Source organism: Cryobacterium sp. Y82 (genome assembly GCF_002929495.1).
Lineage (GTDB): Bacteria > Actinomycetota > Actinomycetes > Actinomycetales > Microbacteriaceae > Cryobacterium > Cryobacterium serini.
The window spans coordinates 128,175-149,858 of record NZ_PJJJ01000031.1; the positions used below are offsets into that span (position 1 = coordinate 128,175).

At 65.1% G+C, this 21,684-nt stretch carries 18 protein-coding genes and 1 pseudogene; 9 read left to right on the plus strand and 10 right to left on the minus strand.

Annotated elements, in window-relative coordinates; translation table 11 throughout:
• Positions 1–71 precede the first annotated feature (71 nt).
• The 5 genes and pseudogenes from CXY70_RS18655 to CXY70_RS08550 form a co-directional block, all read right to left on the minus strand.
• A complete protein-coding gene (locus tag CXY70_RS18655) occupies positions 72–794 on the minus strand; it encodes a flagellin (RefSeq protein WP_369852298.1) in 723 nt (240 codons plus the stop codon).
• A 665-nt stretch (positions 795–1,459) separates the two neighbouring features.
• Positions 1,460–1,919, minus strand: a pseudogene (locus CXY70_RS18015) (flagellin); the annotation flags it as partial.
• Positions 1,920–2,123: 204 nt separating this feature from the next.
• A complete protein-coding gene (locus CXY70_RS08540) occupies positions 2,124–3,272 on the minus strand; it encodes a flagellin (RefSeq protein ID WP_369852268.1) in 1,149 nt (382 codons plus the stop codon).
• A gap of 188 nt (positions 3,273–3,460) precedes the next feature.
• Positions 3,461–3,796, minus strand: a complete 336-nt coding sequence (locus CXY70_RS08545; protein ID WP_158250938.1) for a flagellin — start codon at positions 3,794–3,796, stop codon at positions 3,461–3,463.
• A gap of 73 nt (positions 3,797–3,869) precedes the next feature.
• Positions 3,870–4,703 carry a sigma-70 family RNA polymerase sigma factor gene (locus CXY70_RS08550; RefSeq protein ID WP_104191942.1) on the minus strand — a complete coding sequence of 278 codons (834 nt, stop codon included), beginning with the start codon at positions 4,701–4,703 and terminating at the stop codon, positions 3,870–3,872.
• Positions 4,704–5,012: 309 nt separating this feature from the next.
• On the opposite strand from CXY70_RS08550, the gene CXY70_RS08555 reads away from it, so the two are divergent.
• Genes CXY70_RS08555 through CXY70_RS08570 form a run of 4 tightly spaced genes read left to right on the plus strand, consistent with a single transcriptional unit; the run spans position 5,013 to position 8,331 of the window.
• A complete protein-coding gene (locus CXY70_RS08555) occupies positions 5,013–5,498 on the plus strand; it encodes a flagellar protein FlgN (RefSeq protein ID WP_104191943.1) in 486 nt (161 codons plus the stop codon).
• A 35-nt stretch (positions 5,499–5,533) separates the two neighbouring features.
• The gene (flgK, locus tag CXY70_RS08560; protein ID WP_104191944.1) at positions 5,534–6,991 is read left to right on the plus strand and encodes a flagellar hook-associated protein FlgK; all 1,458 of its coding nucleotides are present in this window, start codon (positions 5,534–5,536) and stop codon (positions 6,989–6,991) included.
• Between the two features lie 3 nt (positions 6,992–6,994).
• Complete coding sequence (gene flgL, locus CXY70_RS08565) at positions 6,995–7,936, plus strand: flagellar hook-associated protein FlgL (RefSeq protein ID WP_104191945.1); 942 nt, start codon at positions 6,995–6,997, stop codon at positions 7,934–7,936.
• A complete protein-coding gene (locus tag CXY70_RS08570) occupies positions 7,933–8,331 on the plus strand; it encodes a flagellar assembly protein FliW (protein ID WP_104191946.1) in 399 nt (132 codons plus the stop codon). Before flgL ends, CXY70_RS08570 begins: the two co-directional genes overlap by 4 nt.
• 227 nt (positions 8,332–8,558) lie before the next feature.
• On the opposite strand, the gene sufU is transcribed toward CXY70_RS08570, so the two are convergent.
• Together sufU and CXY70_RS08580 are read right to left on the minus strand one after the other, a co-directional pair.
• Positions 8,559–9,038: a Fe-S cluster assembly sulfur transfer protein SufU gene (gene sufU, locus CXY70_RS08575; protein ID WP_104191947.1), complete on the minus strand. Its 480-nt coding sequence runs from the start codon at positions 9,036–9,038 to the stop codon at positions 8,559–8,561.
• Complete coding sequence (locus CXY70_RS08580; protein WP_104191948.1) at positions 9,035–10,375, minus strand: aminotransferase class V-fold PLP-dependent enzyme; 1,341 nt, start codon at positions 10,373–10,375, stop codon at positions 9,035–9,037. Before CXY70_RS08580 ends, sufU begins: the two co-directional genes overlap by 4 nt.
• 108 nt (positions 10,376–10,483) lie before the next feature.
• Between CXY70_RS08580 and clpS the strand changes: the two genes are divergently transcribed.
• Complete coding sequence (gene clpS, locus CXY70_RS08585; protein WP_104191949.1) at positions 10,484–10,768, plus strand: ATP-dependent Clp protease adapter ClpS; 285 nt, start codon at positions 10,484–10,486, stop codon at positions 10,766–10,768.
• Positions 10,765–11,301, plus strand: coding sequence for a DUF2017 family protein (locus CXY70_RS08590; RefSeq protein ID WP_104191950.1), 537 nt, complete (start codon positions 10,765–10,767; stop codon positions 11,299–11,301). Before clpS ends, CXY70_RS08590 begins: the two co-directional genes overlap by 4 nt.
• Here CXY70_RS08590 and CXY70_RS08595 read toward each other — a convergent pair.
• Positions 11,283–12,776 carry an NAD(P)/FAD-dependent oxidoreductase gene (locus CXY70_RS08595; protein WP_233205836.1) on the minus strand — a complete coding sequence of 498 codons (1,494 nt, stop codon included), beginning with the start codon at positions 12,774–12,776 and terminating at the stop codon, positions 11,283–11,285. The two genes, CXY70_RS08590 and CXY70_RS08595, sit on opposite strands and share 19 nt — an antisense overlap.
• A 263-nt stretch (positions 12,777–13,039) precedes the next feature.
• On the opposite strand from CXY70_RS08595, the gene CXY70_RS08600 reads away from it, so the two are divergent.
• From CXY70_RS08600 to CXY70_RS08610, 3 genes are all read left to right on the plus strand, one after another.
• The gene (locus tag CXY70_RS08600) at positions 13,040–13,861 is read left to right on the plus strand and encodes an FAD binding domain-containing protein (protein ID WP_104191951.1); all 822 of its coding nucleotides are present in this window, start codon (positions 13,040–13,042) and stop codon (positions 13,859–13,861) included.
• A complete protein-coding gene (locus CXY70_RS08605; RefSeq protein ID WP_233205837.1) occupies positions 13,858–16,728 on the plus strand; it encodes a molybdopterin-dependent oxidoreductase in 2,871 nt (956 codons plus the stop codon). Before CXY70_RS08600 ends, CXY70_RS08605 begins: the two co-directional genes overlap by 4 nt.
• A 373-nt stretch (positions 16,729–17,101) precedes the next feature.
• Entirely contained in the window at positions 17,102–17,809 is a 708-nt protein-coding gene (locus CXY70_RS08610; RefSeq protein ID WP_104192015.1) for an NTP transferase domain-containing protein, read from the plus strand.
• Between the two features lie 182 nt (positions 17,810–17,991).
• Here CXY70_RS08610 and CXY70_RS08615 read toward each other — a convergent pair whose 3' ends face one another.
• Both CXY70_RS08615 and CXY70_RS08620 read right to left on the minus strand, forming a co-directional pair.
• Positions 17,992–19,317, minus strand: coding sequence for a nucleotide disphospho-sugar-binding domain-containing protein (locus tag CXY70_RS08615; protein ID WP_104191952.1), 1,326 nt, complete (start codon positions 19,315–19,317; stop codon positions 17,992–17,994).
• Complete coding sequence (locus CXY70_RS08620) at positions 19,314–21,647, minus strand: glycosyltransferase (RefSeq protein ID WP_104191953.1); 2,334 nt, start codon at positions 21,645–21,647, stop codon at positions 19,314–19,316. The genes CXY70_RS08615 and CXY70_RS08620 overlap by 4 nt, the downstream gene beginning before the upstream one ends.
• Positions 21,648–21,684 lie beyond the last annotated feature (37 nt).

The following is a 21,684-nucleotide window of genomic DNA, read 5'->3' on the forward strand; positions in this document are numbered from 1 at the left end:
CGGCATCCGTTCGTAGTGACTACGAGCGGATGCCGCCGATCATGCATCAGGTTCTGACGCGATCGCTGCTGTTACTGGAGCAGCTGCAGAACGCCCGAGTTGCTCTGGTTGGCCTGCGCGAGCATGGCGGTACCAGCCTGCGACAGAATGTTCGCACGGGTGTACTTGACCATCTCTTCAGCCATGTCGGTGTCGCGAATACGCGAACCAGCAGCGGTGAGGTTCTCCTTGGAGACGGCCAGGTTCTTGATGACACTCTCGAACCGGTTCTGGTCCGCACCCAACTCAGCGCGAGCGGTGGACACTGCCGAAATCTGATCGTCGATCTCGATGATCGCCAGGGCAGCCTTCGCGGCGCTGGAGAAGTCCAGCGCACCAATGGTGGTAACGACATTGTTCGTCGTTGACACCTGTGCGTAGGTGTCTAATCCATCGGTGACGCCAGTGGCGGCAACCTCGGGTCCGTCAGTACTTATCGCGGTTCCCGAGGAGGAAAATGCCTTCTGCGACGTGGACGTACCCGTCCCCGTGACGCCCGTTCCGTTCACGGTAATGCCGTTCGTCGAATCGTTAGTTAGCGTTGTACTGAGCGACGTGATCGTCAGGTTGCCACCTACGACGCTCGCCAAGAATTTCGTGTTGAAAGTCGCATTAGCGTTCAAGTCATCACTGGCTAGTGCGGCGGTGGTGTACGCAGCGCCCATCGTGACGGCGCCTGTGGTTGCACCTCCGTTCTGCGCGAACGTGAGTTGGGCTCCAGATGCGTAGGCGTACGTGTTACCCGACGTCGACATCGGTCCGGTGGTGAACCCTGAAGCCGTGATGGCGTTGCTCGTGGTGCTAGTGAGCCCGGTTGCCTTCGACTCAATGTAGAACTCGCCCGTTGTTCCACTCGCCGTAACGCTGAAGTTCGCATTTGACGTCGAAAGCAGCGAGGCGATGCCTTCATCCGTTCGCGAAGCGTCTGCCGTCGAGAAGTCGTACGAGAAGGTGATTGGAGACCCCCCATTTGCCTGCGTCAGGGTTAGGAGGCCGGAGACGGTTTTGGCATTGATAGCGATCCCGGATGCCGCAACCGGCCCAGCGCTTGTTGCAGAGACTGTGATCTCGTTCGCAACCTTGTCCGTGAGGCTAGTAGCCTTGGACTCAATGATGTACTTGCTCGCATCAGTGGCGTCTGCCGTGATCGTGAAATTTGTTCCGGCTGCCGCCTGCAGTTTGCCGAGAACAGTGGTGTTGGTTTCACCCGTTCCGAAGTTGACCGTAAAGTCAAGTCCCCCCTTCTGAAAGATATTGACGTCGCCACTGACCGTCGCGGCGTTGAAGATCACCCCGCTGAGCTGGACCGCGCCATCAGTGACGGTAGTGACAGCAGTCGTCGTGGAGACTCCGCCGATCGCGCCGGCGACAGTCTTGACGTTGGCGTTGGCGAGGTTGACCTTGATCTGGCTGCTGGACTCGCCGTTGGCCCCGACCTGAAAGCTCAAGGACGGCTCCGTGCCGTCGAGAAGCTGGGTGCCGTTGAAGTTGGTCGATTCGCTGATACGAGTGAGCTCCTTGCTCAGTGCATCGACCTCGGTCTTGATCGCTGCACGGGACTCGTCATTGTTTGAGTCGTTACCGGCCTGAACGGCGAGGTCGCGAACACGCTGCAGAATCGACTGCACCTCATTCAGCGAACCTTCAGCGGTCTGAATAACACTGACCGCGTCCTGAGCGTTACGAGCGGCAACCGTGAGGCCACCAACCTGCGACTTCAGACCTTCAGAGATTGCCAGGCCGGCCGCGTCATCCGCTGCACGGTTGATGCGAAGACCGCTGGAGAGCTTTTCCAGCGACTTCGACAGATCGTTCTGAGTAGTTGCCAGGTTGCGGTACGCGTTATTCGCCGCAACGTTGGTGTTGACTTGCATGCCCATTTGAGTTCCTCCATGACTGGGACTACTTACGCCGGCCCATCCATGGGCCAGCATTATGTTCTATCGACCGCGGCGTTCAGCCCGTCAGAAGAACCGGCTGAACAGACGTGTTCGGGGGGTGCCATGACCAGGGAAAGCGCGATCAAATTCGCGGTGTCTCGGCTACGGCGACCGGATCAGAATCTGATCCGGTGGTAAAGCGTGTTACTGGAGCAGCTGCAGAACGCCCGAGTTCGACTGGTTGGCCTGCGCGAGCATGGCGGTGCCAGCCTGCGACAGGATGTTCGCCCGGGTGTACTTGACCATCTCTTCAGCCATGTCGGTGTCGCGAATACGCGAACCGGCAGCGGTGAGGTTCTCCTTGGAGACGGCCAGGTTCTTGATGACACTCTCGAACCGGTTCTGGTCAGCACCCAAAGAGGCGCGAGCGGTGGAGATGCCCGAGATCTGACGGTCCAGAGCCGTGATCGCTGCGGCAGCGCCCTCGGCCGAGGAGAAGTCCAGGCCACCGATTTTCGTGTTGGTCGTCGCTGCCAGGATCGTGGAGTTCGTCGTGTTGGCATCAGCAACAACACCGCCTGCGATGGAACGAACGTTAAGGTTGTTGTTCTCGTCAACGGTGGCCAGAAGCTTGCCTTTGAATCCGCTGTCTGCATTGAGTTTGGCTGCAACGTCCGCAGCCGTCGAGGTAGACGTCAGACCAGCAATCGCGCCGGTTGTGACCTTGTTGGCGGTGTCGCCGTCAATCGTGAAGGAATGCGCCCCGTTGAAGTCAGTAGCGTTCTTGACTGTGCCTTTAGCCAGATCATACGACGTTCCTGTGTTGGTTGAGCCAATGGCCTTGGTGACGTCGGAGACGTCGGCCTTCGACAGGTCGACCTTGATCTGGCTGCTGGCGTCGCCGTTTGCACCGACCTGAAAGCTGAGCGAGGGTTCGGTGCCGTCGAGCAGCTGGGTGCCGTTGAAGTTCGTCGACTCGCTGATGCGAGTGAGTTCCTTGGTCAGTGCTGCGACCTCGGTCTTGATCGCTCCACGTGACTCTTTGTTGTTCGAGTCGTTACCGGCCTGAACGGCGAGGTCACGAACACGCTGCAGAATCGACTGCACCTCATTCAGCGAACCTTCAGCGGTCTGAATAACACTCACGGCGTCCTGAGCGTTACGAGCGGCAACCGTGAGGCCACCGACCTGCGACTTCAGGCCCTCCGAGATTGCGAGGCCGGCCGCGTCATCCGCTGCACGGTTGATCCGAAGACCACTCGACAGCTTCTCAAGCGACTTGGAAAGGTCATTCTGCGTGGTGGCCAGGTTGCGGTACGCGTTGTTGGCCGCGACGTTGGTATTGACTTGCATGCCCATGGTGAATCCTCCGTGAGTGGGTCGTGTTACACCAGCCCATCCATGGCCTGGCAACTCTTGCTATCGACCGTTTTGCTGTGGGGGTTAGATTCCGGTCAAAGATTGCCCCCCGAGCGGGCCACACACAACAAGAAGACGCTGCCCACGAGCGGACAGCATCTTCTCGTGAAAGCGAGCGACAGCTACGCGGCGGGGCGGAGCAGCTGCAGAACGTCGGAGTTCGACTGGTTGGCCTGGGCGGAGACCGCGGTGACGGGTTGGGCGAGAATGCTCACACGGGTGAGGTCGACCATCTGCTCGGCCATGGCGCTGTTGGTCAGGCGCGACGCGGCAGCGAGGGTGTTCTCGGCGGAGACGGCACGCGTCTTACCCTCGAAGTCGGTACTGTCAGCGGCAACGACAGACTCGGTCGAGGCGAGACCGCTCGAAATTGCCACGGTCGGCTGCGTGAGGCCCGTCTGCGATGCAGCGAGCTCACGGTAAGCGTCTGATGCCGAAGTGTTGTTATTGATCTGCATGCCCATGATGGTTTCTTCCGTGAGGTGTTATGAAGCCGGCCCATCCATGGGCCAGCGCGGGGTGGTGCAAAGTTCAGGATGCTGCGCGTTCAGCCGTGTCGAGCTGCAGGTGGTCGTGAGCGGTGCGGGTCATTCCCACCGTGGCGAGGTCGGCGAGTCGGGCGAGATAGGCACTACGGCGAGCCGGAGCGATGCGGGACTCCGGCTGATACGCAGTCGCGGTCTCGATTTCGTCGGCGTAGTGCGTGCTGAGGCCGTCGCGAAGCAGGCGAATCGCCTCGGCGCGCATTTGGGAGACAGCGGAGTGTGTGGTGCCGAGTTCGGCGGCGATGTCCTTGACCGGGCGGTCGTCGAAGTAGATCTGCTCGACGATGGCTCGCATCTTCTCAGGGAGGGCCTCGATGGCCGCGCGCAGGTAGACCAGGCGTTCGGTGGACAGCAGCGACTCTTCGGGCATGGCGGTGTCGGCCACGAGAAACTCGGCGGTCGTGTCATCGAGGGCCGAGAGGGTGCGGGCCGCGTCGGCCAGGCCAGCCGCGGCAGTTTCACGGTCGACACCGAGGGCATCGGCGATCTCGTTCACGTTCGGGGTGCGCCCGAGCGCGGCCGCGAGGGTCTCCTGCACGGCCAGGGTCTCTTTGATGCGGCGGCGAGCCGAGCGGGTGGCCCAGTCGCTTGAGCGCATCTCATCGGCGAATGCGCCGATGATGCGACGGCGGGCGAAGGCTCCGAAGGGAACTCCGAGAGCTGGGTTGAAGGCATCCGCTGACGTGATGAGGGCTACCGCGCCGGCCGAGGCGAGGTCATCGCGGGACAGGTGGCGAGCCTTGGCCCAGACCTCCGAAACGAGGTAGCCGACCAAGGGAAGATTTTCGACGACGAGGGCATTGCGGTCAGTGCGATTCACGTGCGGCCCCCGAGCTTCTCATGCCAATTTTCGAATGTGCACGGAAGGGCTGACGCGCCTCCCGCGAGAGGCCCCAATGCCTGCGAAATCAAAGCTACCCGTACTAAGGGGTAAATGGGTAGCGCTACAAGCCCCATTTGATACATTAGCGTGTCCTCTCTTTAGAGGACACGATTGAGAAAATCAGCAAGAAAGCAGGCCATTTTGCCTAACCGCGTTAATTTCGCGGCCGATAGTGCCAACGAATGAACCAGGGCACACGCACCCGTGTGACCCTGAGCGCGAGTGAAATTGTGGGCTGGAGAAGTCATGGGCGCCAACGAATTGTCTGCGTTGCTGTGGCGAGAACGTGAACTTCTCGAGTTGCTCGTCTTCAAACTTGAAGAGGAACAGCTCTTGCTGCAGGGCGGTAAGTCGCGCTGGCTGCAACACGCCACTCGCGAAGTTGAACAGGTTCTGAACCTCGTGCGCGAAGCCGGACTCGGGCGTTCCGTGGAGGTAGCCGCACTGGCAACCCAGTGGGGAACGGCCGAAGACGCCACCCTGCGTGAACTCGCCGCCAATGCTCCCGAGGGGCCCTGGGGTGAAATCTTTGCCGCACACCTGAAAGCCATGGGCGAACTCACCACCCAGATCAAAGAACTGCGCGACACCAACGAACGTTTCATTCGTGCCGCGGCGCGCTCCACCCAAGAGACGATGACCACGGTCAGTACCAACCCCAAGACCTACGATGCCAGCGGAGTGACCGGCACCCCGGTGACTGCCGCCCGCATTTTCGACCGCAACCTATAACTTATGCACGCCCAACGAGAAGAACGGAGAACACGGTGAGCACATTTGGTGGCTTGAACACCGCGTACACCGGCCTCGTTGCCGCGCGTCAGGGACTCGACGTGGTCGGGCAAAACATTGCCAACGCCAACACGGAGGGCTACACGCGTCAGCGCATATCGACCTCCGCTCTCGGCGCCACGGCCCCTACCGGCATCTTCACCCAGGGCGCCCGCGTCGGTGAGGGCGTTGCCATGGACGGCATCGCTCGCCTGGCCAGCGCCCAACTGGATGCCCGCGTGCGCGCCACCGCAGCGACCGCCGGCTACACGGCGGTGCGGGCCAACGCCCTCGCCTCGGTCGAAGACTCGCTCAACGAGCCCGGGGAAGACGGCATCTCGGCCAAGCTCGATGAGTTCTGGGCCGGCTGGCAGACCCTGTCGAACGGAACCGACACCGCAGCCCCCGCAGCGCTGCTGCTTGGCACGGCCGGTGAACTGCTCACGCAGATCTCCGAGGGCTACCAGGCCGTCTCCGACGAATGGTCAAACGTGCGCAGCGACCTGAACAACATGGTCTCGGAACTCAACGGCGCTGCCACCCAGGTCGCCGCGCTCAACGTGCAGATTCGCCAGAGCCTCGCCACGGGCGGCACGGCCAACGAACTGCTCGACCAGCGCAGCGCCCTCACGACCACGATCGCCGCCCTGACCGGTGCGAGCGTCACCGAGCAGGCCGATGGCACGGTCACCGTGCTCGTGGGCGGCAACGCTCTCGTCTCCGGCGGCACCGCCCATCAGGTGCAGGTCACCGCCGACTCTCCGCGAGTGATGCAGGACAGCGGTGACGTGAACCTGGTGTGGGCCGACAACGCCGACACGGCCGTGACGATGGACCGGGGCGAAATGGCCGGCGCCCTGTCGCTTCTCGGCGAGTCCAACGTCAGTGGCTCCGGTGGCGCACTGGCCGAAGCTGCCGCCTCCTACAACGCGTTTGCGACCGAAATCGCCGACAAGGTCAACGCCATCTATAAAACCGGCTTCAAGCAGGGCGGTGATGTCAGCGGCTTCGAGTTCTTCGCTGTCGCCGACGGTGCACCCGCCGCACAGGGTCTGAGCATCCTGCCGAAGTCATCCGGTGAAATGGCGGTACGGGCATCCGCTACGTCCGGCGCCTACGACGGCACCATAGCGGATGCCATCGCCCAGCTCGGCGCCGGATTCGCGCTGAACGCAGATGGCAGCGCCATCACGTCGCCGAGCACCACCTGGTCGGACTTCGTCACGAAGACCGGCGTACTCACGCAGACCGAGCTGCAGTCCGCGGCGCTGGCCAGCTTGACCGCATCGGGCGCGGCCAACCAGCAGCTCGCCAACTCCTCGGTAGACCTCGACGAAGAGAACGTGAACCTGCTCATGTTCCAGCACGCCTATCAGGGCGCGGCCCGCATGATGACGGCCGTCGACGAGATGCTCGACACTTTGATCAACCGCACCGGATTGGTCGGGAGGTAGCTCATGGTCGACCGGGTAACCACCCACACTCAGATGCGCGCTGCCCAGCGCAACCTGCAAGAGAATATGACGCACCTCGCGCGGTTGCAGGAGCAGGCGAGCACGCTCAAGTCCATCAACCGTTCCTCAGACGACCCCACCGCTGCGGCCGCAGCCATGGCGGTGCGCGCCGAAATGCGTGCGGTCGATCAGTACAGCGCAAATGCCGACAACGGTAACGACTGGCTGACCACGATCGAATCGTCCCTCGGGTCGGTATCGGACATCATGAACCGCGTTCGTTTTCTCACCGTGCAGGGCGCCAACTCCGGTGCGCTCTCCGCCACCGCCAAAGAAGCCATCGCAATTGAGATCGACGGCCTCAAAACCGACCTCCTGTCGCAGGCCAACACGAAGTTTCTCGGGCGCAGCGTCTTTGCCGGCAATTCAGATGCTGCCACGGCGTTCACCCCAGCGGGTACCGACAGCACCGGCGGGGCGATCTATGCATACTCGGGCGACACCGCGGGCGCCAATAGCGTCGAACGGCGCATCAGCGCCACGAGTACCGTGCGGGTGGACGCAGCAGGGGAGACGATCTTCGGTAAAGATGACGAGATTGCCGGCACTTCATCGGTTTTCGCTTTGCTCGACAATATCGTCGCCGACCTGCGCTCGACCGATTCCTCGGTCAACGTAGGCCTACGACTGAACGAACTCGACGATCGGATGGCCATCATGACCGGTCAGCGCAGTGAAATGGGTGCCCGCCAGGTGCAGATGGAACGTGCCCAGTCGACCCTCCTGGAAAAGTCCGGCACACTGGATGCCCAGCGTTCCGGCATCGAAGACGCCGACCTGGGCCAGGTCATCATCGATTTGAAACTGCAGGAAGTGACCTATCAGGCCGCCCTCGCTGTTACCGCCCGTGTACTTCAACCAACCCTGATGGACTTTCTCTCATGACCGCTACCCTCACCAGCCCCACCCTCAGCTTTGTCTCTCCCCCACCCGGACTGGCGCCTCTCACCGACTTCGTGCTCCACGAGATCGAAGGGGCCGCTGGACTCTACTCGCTGCAGGCATCCGCTCACCCGACCACGCGCCTGTTCGTGCTCGACGCTGCAATCTTTTTGCCCAACTACACACCGGCGATTTCGAGCGAGCAGTCGATTACGCTGTCGCTGACGACGCCCGACGACGCCCTCGTGCTCGTGGTCGTCAACCCCGGTGAGAGCACCACGACGGTCAACCTGATGGCACCCATCGTGGTCAACGCTCGCACCGGCGCGTGCGCACAGCTCATTCTGGACGACCAGGACTGGCCCCTGCACGCCGAGCTCGGCACCGGCGACAACTAGTTCCGTCGGGGCGCTGCGCGCTCGTTCCGGCCCTTCGCTGCGCGAGATGCCAACTTCGGCCCCTTTGATTTTGTGACTTGCCAACTTCGGCCCCTTGATTCGTGTTCAAGGGGCCGAACTTGTCGTCTCGCGCGGATGTTGGTCTGCTCATGGGGCCGAATGTGTCGTCTCGCGAGATTCGAGATTCGAGACTCGAGGCCCAGGCCCGGGCGGCCATCCGTCTGCTGCTAGTGCGACTCCACCTCGATCAGGGCGGCCTCGAAGGCGACCCAGGGCAGCATGGCGCACTTAACTCTGGCGGGGTACCGCGACACTCCCCCGAAGGCGGCGGCATCCCCGAGAACTTCCTCGTCGGGCTCAATCTTGCCGCGGGAGCGCAGCATCTCGCGAAAGTTATCGAGCAGGGCGCGTGCCGAGGTGACGCTCAGGCCGCTCAGCGTATCGGTGAGAATCGAAGCGGATGCCTGCGAAATCGAGCAGCCCTCCCCGGTCCAGACCAGGTCGGTGACCGTTTCGGTGTCGAGCGAGACGCGCAGGGTGATCTCGTCACCGCAGGTCGTGTTGATCTGGTGCGATTCGGCCACCCGCAGGCCGCTCGCGTCGCCGAGCGCTACGGCGTCGGCCAGCGGCGTGAGCTCGACCGCCCCGTGGCGAGCTTTCGCGTGCTCGAGAATGATCGTCTGGTAAAGCTGCTGCAGGTCGCTCATGGCTTGACGCCGAAGAAGGGGGCGACCTCGGCAAGGGTGGCCAGAAACAGGTCGACCTCGTCGGTGGTGTTGTAGAGGTAGGTGCTCGCGCGCGTGGAGGCGGTCACGCCCAGGCGGCGGTGCAGCGGTTGGGCGCAGTGGTGGCCGACCCGCACCGCGATTCCGGCATCGTCGAGAAACTGACCGACGTCGTGGGCATGCACTCCGGCAACGTCGACAGCGGCGAGCCCCAGCCGTTCCACGCCGAGTCCGGGGCCGAGCAGACGCACGCCTGCAATCTCGGCGACCCCGGCGACCAGGCGCTGGCCAAGCTGGGCTTCCCACGCTGCGACCCGATCCATGCCGGTTTCGCTCAGGTAGTCGACGGCCGCCGCCAGAGCGATTGCCTGGGAGATGCGCTGCGTACCGGCTTCGAAGCGTTGCGGCGGTGCGAGAAACTCGGCAGCCTGCATGTTCACGGTAGTGATCATCGATCCGCCGGTGAGAAAAGGCGGCATATCGGCGAGCAGTTCTGCCTTGCCGAAAAGAACGCCGATGCCGGTCGGGCCGAGCATCTTGTGGCCCGAGAAGACGGCGAAATCCACATCGAGCGCCTTCACGTCAACCGGCAGGTGCGGCACGGTCTGGCAGGCGTCGAGCACGACCAGCGCCCCGACTTTACGGGCCAGCGCCACGAGTTCGGCGACCGGGTTGATGGTTCCGGTGACATTCGAGCCATGCGTGAAAGCGAGTAATCTCGTGTGTTGGCCGATGACGTCCGCTGCGGAAAGCAGGTCGAGGGTGCCGTCATCGAGCACGGGAATGAAACGCAGGGTGGCGCCGGTGCGCAGCGCCAGTTGCTGCCAGGGAATGAGATTGGCGTGGTGTTCCATCTCGGTGACCACGATCTCGTCGCCGGCGCCCAGGCTGAACCGGCGAGCCGCGGGGCCGCCGAGGCCGAGCGAGGCGTTGGAGAAACTGTAGGCGAGCAGGTTGATGGCCTCGGTGGCGTTGGAGGTCCAGACGATCTCGTCGGTCTCTGCGCCGACGAACGCGGCAACCTTTTCTCGGGCAGCTTCGAAGGCCTCGGTGGCCTCGACGGCGAGCGTGTGCGCGCCGCGGTGCACGGCGGCGTTTCGCTGCTCGTAGTATTCCTGCTCGGCCTCCATCACGCTGATCGGGTTCTGGGAAGTGGCTCCCGAGTCGAGATAGACGAGCGGATGCCCATTCACCGCCTGGTGCAGCACCGGAAAGTCGTTGCGAATGCGTTCAACGTCAATGTTGGTCAGCGGAGCCGGTTCTGGGCGCTGGGCGGCAGGGGTTGCGGAAATGGCGGACGATGGTGCAAAAGACGTCATACCTAAGGATATTCCCTCGGCTCGAATGCGGGCACCGCACAGCGGAGTATGACACGGCGGTATCAGATGGCGGTGGAAAACCCGGCGGTAGCGTGTGAGGCTTGAGGGGTGACCAAGACTGCCGAACACACCGAGCTGCGCGAAGCGGTGTCACTCGACCGACCGTGGGTGACCCTGGTCTGGGACGACCCGGTCAATCTCATGTCGTATGTCGCCTACGTTTTTCGCAGCTATTTCGGTGTCACCCCCAAACAAGCCGAACGACTCATGCTGCAGGTACACAACAACGGCCGGGCCGTCGTGGCTACGGGCAATCGCGAATCGATGGAACGCCACGTCGAGGCCATGCACGGATACGGTCTCTGGGCGACACTGGCGAAGGCCGACGAATGAGCGCCCTGCGGCGATTCACCCCGCAGCCAGACGGCCTATTGCTCGGCCGCTTCGAACCGATCGAAGCAGACCTTCTGCGCCTCGCCACTACCCAGCTTCTCGAAATGCTCCGCTCCGGCACCACCGACCCCCAGCTCACCGCAAGCGATGGAGCATTCGGCCGGCTGCTTCCCGACGCCTACCGGGACGACGACGAAGCGGCGGCGGAGTTTCGCCGCTTTACGGCGACCGGCTTGCTCGAACGCAAAGCGCAGAATGCCCAGATCGTGCTGGACTCCTTGGCTGCCAAGGAACCCAATGCCGCCACGCCCGACAGGGAGGATAGCCAGCCGGTCACGGTCAATGTCGACCCCGACGCCGTGCAGGCCTGGCTGCGCAGCCTCACGGACCTGCGCCTGACCCTCGCCGATCGGTTGCAGATCTCGCCGGACGGCGTCGTGCACCTCGCCACCGAAGACACTCCATTTTTGCGCGAACTCTATGAATGGCTTGGCATGCTGCAGGAAGAACTCGTCTACGCGATCGACGTCTGACCATCCAACGTGACCGCGCTATCGGCCTGCTCTGCTAGCAGGGCTCGGGCAGCGAGCCCGATCACGGCACTGTAGGTGGGGTAGGCGAACCGCACATTTGCCAGCGTGGCCACGTCGATCCCGGCGGCCATCGCCGTCGTCACGGACTGAATGACCTCGACGGCGTTCTCGCCGACCGCGTGGGCACCGAGAATGTGCTCGCGGCGGCGGTCGGCGATGAGTTTGAGGAATCCCCGCTGGCGATCGTCGATCACCGCCCGATCCAGCAACGAATACGGCACCACCGTTGCGACGCACAGCTCGTCGCGACGCCGCGCGTCGACCTCGGTCAGACCGACACCTGCGTAGTCCGGATCGGTGAACCCACCCGCAGGAAGCAAGTGGTGCGGGGTTCGTCGGTTGGCATCCAACACGGCGTTCTCGGCTGCGGCCTCTCCTTCGAATTGTGCGGCCTGCACAAGCATGTCTCGGCCATTGGCGTCGCCAACGGCAAAAATGTGCGCTACCGAACTTCGAAAATACGCATCGACGGGAATAGACGAACGACTCGTGACCACGCCGGCTGTTTCGAGGCCGAGGTCGTCGATATCCGCTGGCCAGCCGGTTGCCATGATCACCGCGTCGAAGCTGTCCGCACTCTCGAGCCCGTTCTCTCGCCAGGTCAGGGTGATCGAGCCGTCAGCGGCGCGTTGAAGGCCGTCAATACCGTCGATGCCCAGGCGGAGTATGACACCTTGCTCGACGAACGCCTGGCCGACGGCGTGCGAGACGGACTCATCAGACGTGGCGAGCACGCGGTCGGCAACATCGAGCAGGGTCACAGCCGAGCCGAAGGAACGAAACACAGTGACCAATTGGGCACCGGTGTTTCCCCCACCGATCACGGCCAGGCGCATGGGAACACTTGGAAGGTCGAGCACGTGCTCCGGTACCGTCGCGAGCTCGGCTCCTGCAACCGGCAGCCGCCGGGAATGACCGCCGACGCACACCAGTACGGCACCGGCGGTGACCCGACGCCCAGATTCCAGCCTGAGCGTGGAGGCATCCAGAAAGGAGGCGCGCCCCTCAAGAATGAGTTTTACACCGGCGTCAGCGAATCGCGTCGCCTCATTTTTCATCACACGCACTCGGTCAACGGTTTGCCGGACACGGGCGACGATGGTGGGCCAATCCAGGGGGCCCTCAGACACGGAAATGCCATAGGCGTCGGCGGTTCGGATCTCCCGCATGAGCCGAGCCGTTTTGGCGAGCACCCGGGTGGGCACGCATCCGGTATTCACGCACGTGCCGCCGAGGCGGTCAGCTTCGCAGACGGCGACGGATGCGCCCAGTTCCGCCGCGCGCAGGGCTGCAGCGGTTCCAGCCGGGCCGGCACCGATCACGACCACATCAAAATGATCGGGGACGAGCTGGTTCGAATCAGCATCCTGTTGTTCGAACGGCATCGTGTGTTCGGGGGTTGGGGCTGCGGTCATCTCGGTCTCCCACCGTCGTAATCGACGAAATACTTACAGTGTCGGCTGGGAATCAACCTGCGCCCGAGTAGCCGAACCGCCCCTGTTGGTGGGGCGCTCTCTTCTCTGCTAATCCCGAGCCTCCACAGGTAGTCTGGTCGCAACCCGGTGGGGCATCTGTTACCGCGTTCGGTTCGCCCCTGGGTCCAAAACCCTGTGCCACCGCCGCGCGCGGACGCGCCACCGACTATCAAGTTGGCTTCACGACATGCGACGGAAGACACATGGACCTCAGCACCCTGACCCAGATCACCGCAGCACGGCAGCGCAGCGACCTCATCGCGCTCGGGCCCACCGTCGTGCCGCTGGCCGGCGGATCCGAGCTGTTCGCCGACCCGCGCGCTCATCTCACCGGTCTCGTCGACCTGCAGACCTTCGGCTGGGCGGCCCTCACGGTGACCGACGACGGCCTCGTCATCGGTGCGACCTGCACGCTGGCCGAGCTCTCCCGGCTGCCGATGCGAGCGGGCTGGACGGCGCATCCGCTGTTCTATCAGTGCTGCACGGCCCTGTTCGGCTCCTTCAAGGTGTGGAACGTCGCGACGGTCGGCGGCAACCTGGCCACCTCGCTGCCGGCCGGCCCCATGATCACCCTCGCGGTCGCCCTCGACGCCGAAGTGCTGGTCTGGCGGGCGAACGGTAGCGACGACATCGTGCCGGCCCGATCGTTCGTGACCGGCAACATGACCAATGTGCTCGCCGACGGCGATGTGTTGCGCTCCATTCACGTGCCGCTCGCCTCGCTGCACGCGCAGACGGCATATCGCAAGATTGCCCTGTCGCCGCTCGGGCGCTCGGGCGCGGTGCTCGCCGGACGGCTCGACTTGCTCGGTGCTTTCGTACTCACGGTGACGGCGGCGACGCTGCACCCGGTGCAGCTGCGCTATGCGGCGCTACCCGCCGCCGACGTTCTCGCCCGCGATATCGCCACGATCGACTGCTGGTTCACGGACGCCCACGGCGCCGCCGACTGGCGACGCGCGATGGGTCTGCTGCTCGGCGAAGAGATTCGCGTCGAACTCGAACTGGCCGGAGGCCGCGCATGACGCTGGAACAGGCGAAAATCGAAGAGATCGGTGCCGTGACCTTCTCGGTCAATGGCACCCGGGTCGAGGCGACGCCGACTCCCGGCCAATGCCTGCGCACTCTGCTGCGCGAACACGAGCATTTCGAGGTGAAGAAGGGGTGCGACAGCGGCGACTGCGGTGCCTGCACCGTGCAGGTCGACGGCACGCCCGTGCACTCCTGCATCTACCCGGCTTACCGAGCCGCCGGAAAGCAGATCACGACGGCGGCCGGGCTGGGCCAGCCGGGCAACCTCGCGCCTGTGCAACAACGTTTCGTCGACTCCGCCGGCTTTCAGTGCGGCTTCTGCACCCCGGGCATGATCGTCACCGCCGCAGCCATCGAGGCGGATGCCGCGCCTTCCGTCGATGACCTGCCCCGTTTATTGACGGGAAATCTATGCCGATGCACCGGCTATCGCTCGATTTCCGATGCGATCGTCGGCGAGCACACCCCGCCGGAAGGGTTTTGCCACACCGCGCCGGGGCGCGAGCATGCCGCGGCATCGAGCCTCGGACCGGTACGGGCGACCGGGCGCACGAGGGGTGCGCGGGCCGCCGGTCTGGTCGGCACCTCCCCCGGCGCGATCGCCGGGGAGCGCGTGGTGAGCGGCCTGGAACCGTACACCCTCGACGTGGCCATCCCCGGTCTGCTGCACCTGGCGGTGCTGGGGAGTCCGCACGCCCACGCACGCATCCGCTCTCTGAATGTGGCGGAGGCTGCCGGGCTACCCGGTGTGCACCGTGTGCTCACCCAGGCCGACTCCCCCAGCACCCTGTTTTCGACCGCGCGGCATGAAAGCCGGTTCGACGACCCCGACGACACGCTGGTCTTCGACCAGACCCTGCGATTTCGCGGGCAACGCGTCGCGGCAGTCGTGGCCGATTCGGTGGCGATCGCCGAGGCTGCCTGTCGGCTGATCGAGGTCGAGTACGACCTGCTGGAGGGCGTCTTCGACCCGCGACTGGCCCTTACCCCCGGCGCGGTGCTCGTGCACGGCGACAAGGACCCGATCGTCTCCCGCCTGGCAGATCCGGGGCGCAACCTGGTCGCCGAGCTGCACGGCGAATTCGGCTCCGTCGAGGCCGGTCTCGCCGAGGCCACTACCGTCGTCTCGGGCAGCTGGCAGACCCAGCGCATCGCCCACACTCACCTCGAAACCCACGCCACGATCGGCTGGCTCGACCAAGAACGGCTGGTCTTGCGCACGAGCTCGCAGGTTCCGTTTTTGGTGCAGAAGGAGATCTGCCGCCTGTTCGACCTCGACCCGGCCGGGGTGCGCGTCTTTACCGCGCGAGTGGGCGGCGGCTTCGGCGGCAAGCAGGAGCTCCTCACGGAAGACCTCGTCACTCTCGCCGTGCTTGAAACCGGGCGTCCGGTGCAGTACGAATTCACCCGCACCGACGAGTTCACGATCGCCCCGGTGCGGCATCCGATGACCATCGACGTCACGCTCGGAGCGCAGGTCGACGGCCGCCTCACCGCATTAAAACTGGACGTTCTTGCCGACACCGGTGCCTACGGCAACCATGCACCCGGCGTGATGTTCCACGGCACGAGTGAATCCGTCGCGCTCTACAACGTGCCCAACAAAAGAGTGGATGCCCAGAGCGTCTACACGAATAATCCCCCGTCGGGCGCCTTCCGCGGCTACGGCCTCGGCCAGATCATTTTCGCAATCGAGGGCGCCCTCGACGAACTGGCCCGCGAGCTTGACCTGGACCCGTTCGAGCTGCGCCGACGCAACTCGGTGCAGCCGGGTGACCCGCTCGTGGTCACGCACGAGGAAGGCCCCGACCTCGTCTTCGGCAGCTACGGCCTCGACCAGTGCCTCGACCTCGCCGAAACCGCCCTGAAACGCGGTAATCGGGTTGTCCCACCGGCCGGGCCCCAGTGGCGGATCGGCACCGGCATGGCGTCGTCGATGATCGCCACCACACCGCCGCGCGGGCACCGCTCGCAGGCATCCGTTCAACTGATGGCCGGCGGCCGCTATCTGGTGCGGGTTGGGACCACCGAGTTCGGTAACGGCACCACGACCGTGCACGCCCAGATCGCGGCGACGGCGCTGCACACGACCGTGGACCGCATCGATCTGGTGCACTCCGATTCGGATGCCGCCGGCTACGACTCCGGCGCGTTCGGCTCGGCCGGTGTCGTTGTGGCCGGCAAGGCCGTGCTCGCCGCGGCGACCGCGCTGGCTGAAACTCTCGTCGAAGCCGCGGCGTCATGGAGCGGACGCAGCCTGACCAGAGGAACCGACGCTGGGACCTGGCAGCTCGAGCGTGACGGGCTACGCACCGTGGAGTCAGTGTCCGAACTCGTCTCGCTTGATACCCTCGTGCACTGGGCCGCGGCCAAGGACGTCGACCTGACCGCCACGCGGCGCGAAGACGGCATGAAGCGGTCCCTCGCCTTCAACGTGCACGCGTTTCGGGTGGCCGTGAACACCGACACCGGCGAGGTGCGCATCCTGCAGTCGATCCAAGCCGCCGATGCCGGCTTCGTCATGAATCCCGAACAGTGCCGCGGGCAGATCGAGGGCGGGGTGGCGCAGGCCCTCGGCACCGCACTGTTCGAGGAAGTTGTGCTCGACGGCGCCGGCGCCGTGACGACCCGGGTGCTGCGTAATTACCACGTTCCCCAGCTCGTGGATCTGCCGGTCACCGAGGTCTATTTTGCGCAGACTCACGACGTGATCGGGCCCTACGGTGCCAAGTCAATGAGCGAATCGACCTACAACCCGGTCGCGCCGGCGCTGGCCAATGCGGTGCGTGACGCGATCGGCATCCGTCCTACCGAGCTGCCCATGACCCGCGACCGCATCTGGCGCCTGCTGCACGGCTGAGCGGATGCTGCTGTCGCGCGACGCGGGAGTTCGAGTCTGGCCAGAACTCCAGCGCCACGCGTCGCGCGGGAGTTGCGCCAGAGCGCGGGAGTTGCGCCTCCCGCGCAGCGGCGCAGCTCCCGCGCACTGTGAAAGGCAGCTAGCGGTCGGCTGCCGCGATAGGTGGAGTACGCGCACGGAGTGGCCGGTCGAGCATCCGCTCGCCGACCCGTGAGTTTGGGGTCGATCGAGACGCCGCGCCGTGAGTTTGGGACCGAAAAAGCCGCGATCGGGGCTCAGGCTCACGGCTCGGCGCTCGACACTCACGGCTCGGTGAGCGAACGCACGCGAACCTGGCACCAGGTCACGGCTCGAGAACCCTACGATGGCAGACATGCAGAAACCAGCTCCGGATCCCCAGCCCGCGAGCATCCCGCTGCCCGCCAGCACCGCCCGAGTAGGCGGGCTCGTGCTCGCCGCCGGCGCTGGTTCCCGCTACGGCATGCCCAAGGCGCTCGTGCACGATGCCGCTGGCCGGTCCTGGCTGCAGAACGCCGTCGACGTGCTCGTAGCAGCAGGCTGTTCCCCGGTCATCGTCGTGCTCGGTGCGAGCGGGGCGCACGCCGCGGCACTGCTCAACGCTGGCGATAATGATCCGGCCTCGACCAACGGGGCGTCAGCCCCGAGCCCGGCGGCCCACAGCGCTCGCCAACACAGCGCGGCCCGGCCGACCGCATCCGTTTTGGTCGTGCACGCCACCGACTGGGCCGAAGGGCTTTCGGCCTCCCTTCGCGCCGGCCTGCGCTGCGCCCTCGAACAGCCCGACCTCGTTGCTGTCGCGGTCATTCCCGTGGACGTGCCCGATCTGAACACCGCCACCGTGGCCCGCTTGATGGGTTTGAGCGACGCCGGCACACTGCGTCAGGCCCGTTTTGCCGGCCGACCGGGGCATCCCGTGGTGATCGGTCGGGCACACTGGGTGCCCCTTCTCGACACTCTCGCCGGCGATACCGGCGCGCGACCGTATCTGCGCGAGCACGACGTCGAAGCGGTTGAGTGCGGCGACCTCGGCACCGGGGCCGACGTCGACCGGCCCGACTAGCCGGTTTCGACCCAGCAGTCCGGCCCGCCGAACCACCGGGCCCATCTTCGGGCCGTGGGCCCATGATCTATCGTGGGCCCACTTTCCGGGCCTGGGCCCGAAAAGCAGTGGAACTCCCCGAACTTCTTGGCCCCGCGAAGTTACAAGACCGCCCGGCGCGACGAAGCTGTGATCCCTCTGAGCTACCCCCGAACCGACACCCGGCTCAGCGCCGCGTAGGCCCGCTCGGCCCCGGATTGCCGGGTCAGCGACAGCGCGAGGGCGTCGAGACGGACGCGCGCGTCGCCACTCGTGTCGGCGCTGAGGCGCAGCATCCGCTCGCAGGCAGCCCGCAGGTCGAGAACCGTGGCGGTATTGGGCGGCAGGGATTCGCCGAAGCCCGCCGTATCGAGGGCGGCCGCACCGGCGAACTGGTCAGTGGAGAACGGCAGCACGACGAGCGGAACTCCGGCCGTCATCGCCTCGGTCACCGAATTGTTGCCGCCGTGTGTCACTGCGAGGGCAGCTTCCTGCAGCAGGCGCACCTGCGGCAAAAACCCGCGCACCAGCCAGGAGTCCGGAATGGGGCCCAACTCGGTGGGGTCGGTCACCCCGGTGGCGATGGCTACCCGAACCGGCAGGGCGCCGAGGGCTGCGGCGACGCGCGCGAGCACATCACCGCGCACTGAGAGAAAACTTCCGAAGCTCACGTAGACGACGGGCCGAGAATCGGCCGCCAGCCAGGCCTCGACCTCGAGGTCGACGGCCTCGGAGCGTACCGCGGACCCGAGAAACACGTGGGGCGGCAGCTGGCTCGTTCGCCCCGGCGCGTGCAGTTCGGCCGGATAGTTGAGCAACAGCACGTCGCCCGATTCCTGGAAGGCGTCCAGGCTCGGCTCGGCGTGAGGGTCGAGCTCGCACAGGGCGTCATTCCACTGGGCCGTAAACGAGTCGCGCACGGCCACGCACTGCCGTTTTAGCAGGGCCAGTTCCGAGGCGGCAGGCGAGAACACCGCGGGCCAGGTCGGCGGGTGACCGTAGACCTCCACGCCAACCGGCAGTGCCGACGGATGCCCGAGCACGACGTCCGCGTGCGCCACACCGGCACTCAGCAAGCCCAGTCTCGCGCTGAAGGCGAGGTGGTCGACGATGACCTGATCTGGCCGCACCCGCTCGACGATGCGCTGCACCTCGCGGGCAATTACGACCGGGTTGTAGAGCAGGTCGCTGCTGCGCGCCCCGGCCTGAAAGCGCAGCGTCTCGACCATGCCGCGGCGGGTCGCATCGAAAAATCCTCGCAGAGCGTCATCTTCGCCGGTGGGCTGCTGCTCGACCCGGATCGTGCCGGGGTTGGAGCCGCGGCCCAGCTGCAGGTTCTCTCGTTCAAACCCGAACGAGGCGACGATGTCAGCCGTGGCCGGCCCGCTCGCCACCACGACGCGTTCGCCAGCCTGCGCCCAGGCTACGCCGAGCGTTGCGAGCGGGTACAGGTGCGAGGCGTAGTCCGGGCTGATGATCAGCAGGGTCACGACACGCTCAGTTCCCAGGCCACCGGCTCGGTCGCCACTGCGACGTCGTGGTAAACCGCGCTGAGTGCCGACGCCATCGCCTCGATCGTGAAATTGTTCGCCACCATGCTGCGGGCTCGGGCCGCATTGGCGCCGCCCTGCGCTCCGGCAGCAAGGTCCACGGCCTCAGCAATGGAGCGAGCGAGAGCGGCCCCGTCACCGGTATCGACGAGAATGCCGGTCACTCCGTGCTCGACGTAAGTGGCCGGTCCACCGCCATTTGGCGCAACCACCGTGAGTCCGGTGGCCATTGCCTCGAGTAGGGCAATTCCAAACTCCTCTTTCATACTCGCGCAGACGTACACCCCGAACGGTGCTGCCAGGCCGGGCCGGCCGTAGCGGGTGGCGGCCAGCCACCGCGCCACGGTGTCGTTGGGGCGATGCCCGGCCAGCAGCAGGCCGTGGGAGGCAGCGTCGTCAAGACCAGCATCAGGCAGGGAGCGAGCCATGCGCGCCAGCTCGGCGACCTCATCAAACGACGGATGCTCCAGGTCGCCGCCCACAATAAGCAGGTTGCAGCGTTGTTGCAGGGTCGCGTTCCCCTTCCAGGCTTCGACCAGAGCGGCCATGCCCTTCACCCGGTGCAGCCGACCGACGCTGATCAGCAACGGCAGTCCGCGCCGGGGCTGAGGCAGGGTGCCGAGTAGGGCGTCGAGTTGGTGAAAGGCGAGCGCAGCGGGTTCGGCGGCGGCGCGATCGTGGGCGTCCTTCGAAACCAGCAGACTTCCGCCGGTCAGTCCGAGCGAGCCGAGCGCATCCGTTCGGGAGCGGTCGATTACCGCAAGATCAATCCCCTCGGGAATGACCGAGTGCCGTTCCGGGTGAGCGTCAATGTCGATTCCAGTGAGACGTTGCATATCTTGCTGCAGTCGCGGACGCGGAAACAGCACGGTGTGAGCGGCATCCGCGGCGAGCCGCTGCACGAGGCGGGCGCGAAACCAGAAGTGCTCGACCGCATCGATGGTGCCGAAGTTGGCCCGGGTGAGCGCGCCATTCGCTTCGAGGGAGTCGATCACGCCGTGCGGGTCTGGCGCGACGGTGAAGACGACGGGAATGTCCAGGTCCCGCGCCACTGTTGCCGCGGCGAGGCTGCCGACGTCGGCCATGCGCAGGTGAATCGCATCGACCACACCGGCCGAGCGTAGGATGCGCCGAATGCCGCGTTGCGCGGCAACCCGCCGAGGCCACGCATCGATCGATGGGACTGCGTCGCCGACGAACGGAATCACCGCGAATGAGTGCCCACGCCGCGGCCTCCCGACATCGGCCAGGCCGCTGAGCGCCGACTCGTGCGTGCCGCGCGACATGGTGATGACCCGTTCTACCGAGTCTTTTTCCATCGCGCGGCCAGCGCTGAAACGACTATCGACAAACGGCGCACGCAGAGCGGATGCCGCGGCACTCAGGGTTTCGCCGCCCGGCTGGCCGGTTGCCCCGGCGACGAGGGCGTCTCCGAGCCGGACCAGCAGGGTTGCGATGCCGCCGTTGTCGCCGACACCCACCTGGGAGAGTTCACCGTCAATATCGGCGTGCAGGAACAGCTGGGCGATCGTCGTGCCCCGGTTCCATTTCGGACGCGGCGCGGCCGTCGCGGTGAGATCGAACAGTGCCAGCCGGGCTACGGCTGCGAGTTCGATCTCATCACCGGCAGCAGTGTTGTTATGCGCGAGAGCGCTGAGCAACCCGAGCACGACTTCATTTGGGGCACGGTCGCCGAGGCCGGCGATTGCGGCGGCACGAGCGCCCAGACTCTCGGCGCTGTCGGTGGCCACCCGGCGCAGCAGACGTTCAGGAACGCGGCCGGGAATCAGGCCGATGGTCTCGATTAGGCGGGCACGGGCATCCGTTTCAGTGATGCCGAACAGCGAACCCTCCAGGAGCAGGGCCACCTGGTCCGCGGCCGAAGAGCCCCACTGTTCCAGGGTGCGCTGGGCGAGCATGCCGGAGAAGCCGCCCTGCCGAACCAGGGTAGCCAGGCCGGCGATCGCGTCGTAGCGCGGCAGCCGGGTACCGAAGGCCCAGGCTGCATGCTCGCGCAGAAAGGCAGAGTCGTGGTTTAGGAGGGCCACCAACACCTCATCGGCAGAGTCGTCGAAGACCTGGGCGAGCGCGTGCACGGCGGCGATAGCGGTGAGCTGGTCGCTCAAATCGGTCGCAGCTTGGGCGAGCAGTCGCACAGCTCGGGCGCCCCCATCGCGGCTGGCTGCCACGGTGAGGTCGTCGGCGCGTCGGATTCCTTCGAGCAACGTTGCGGCGGATCGTTGGTGGTCCAGTGCGGTGTGGGTAGCCATTGGCTGCTCCTTTTCGTGAAACTCCGCGGATCAATCG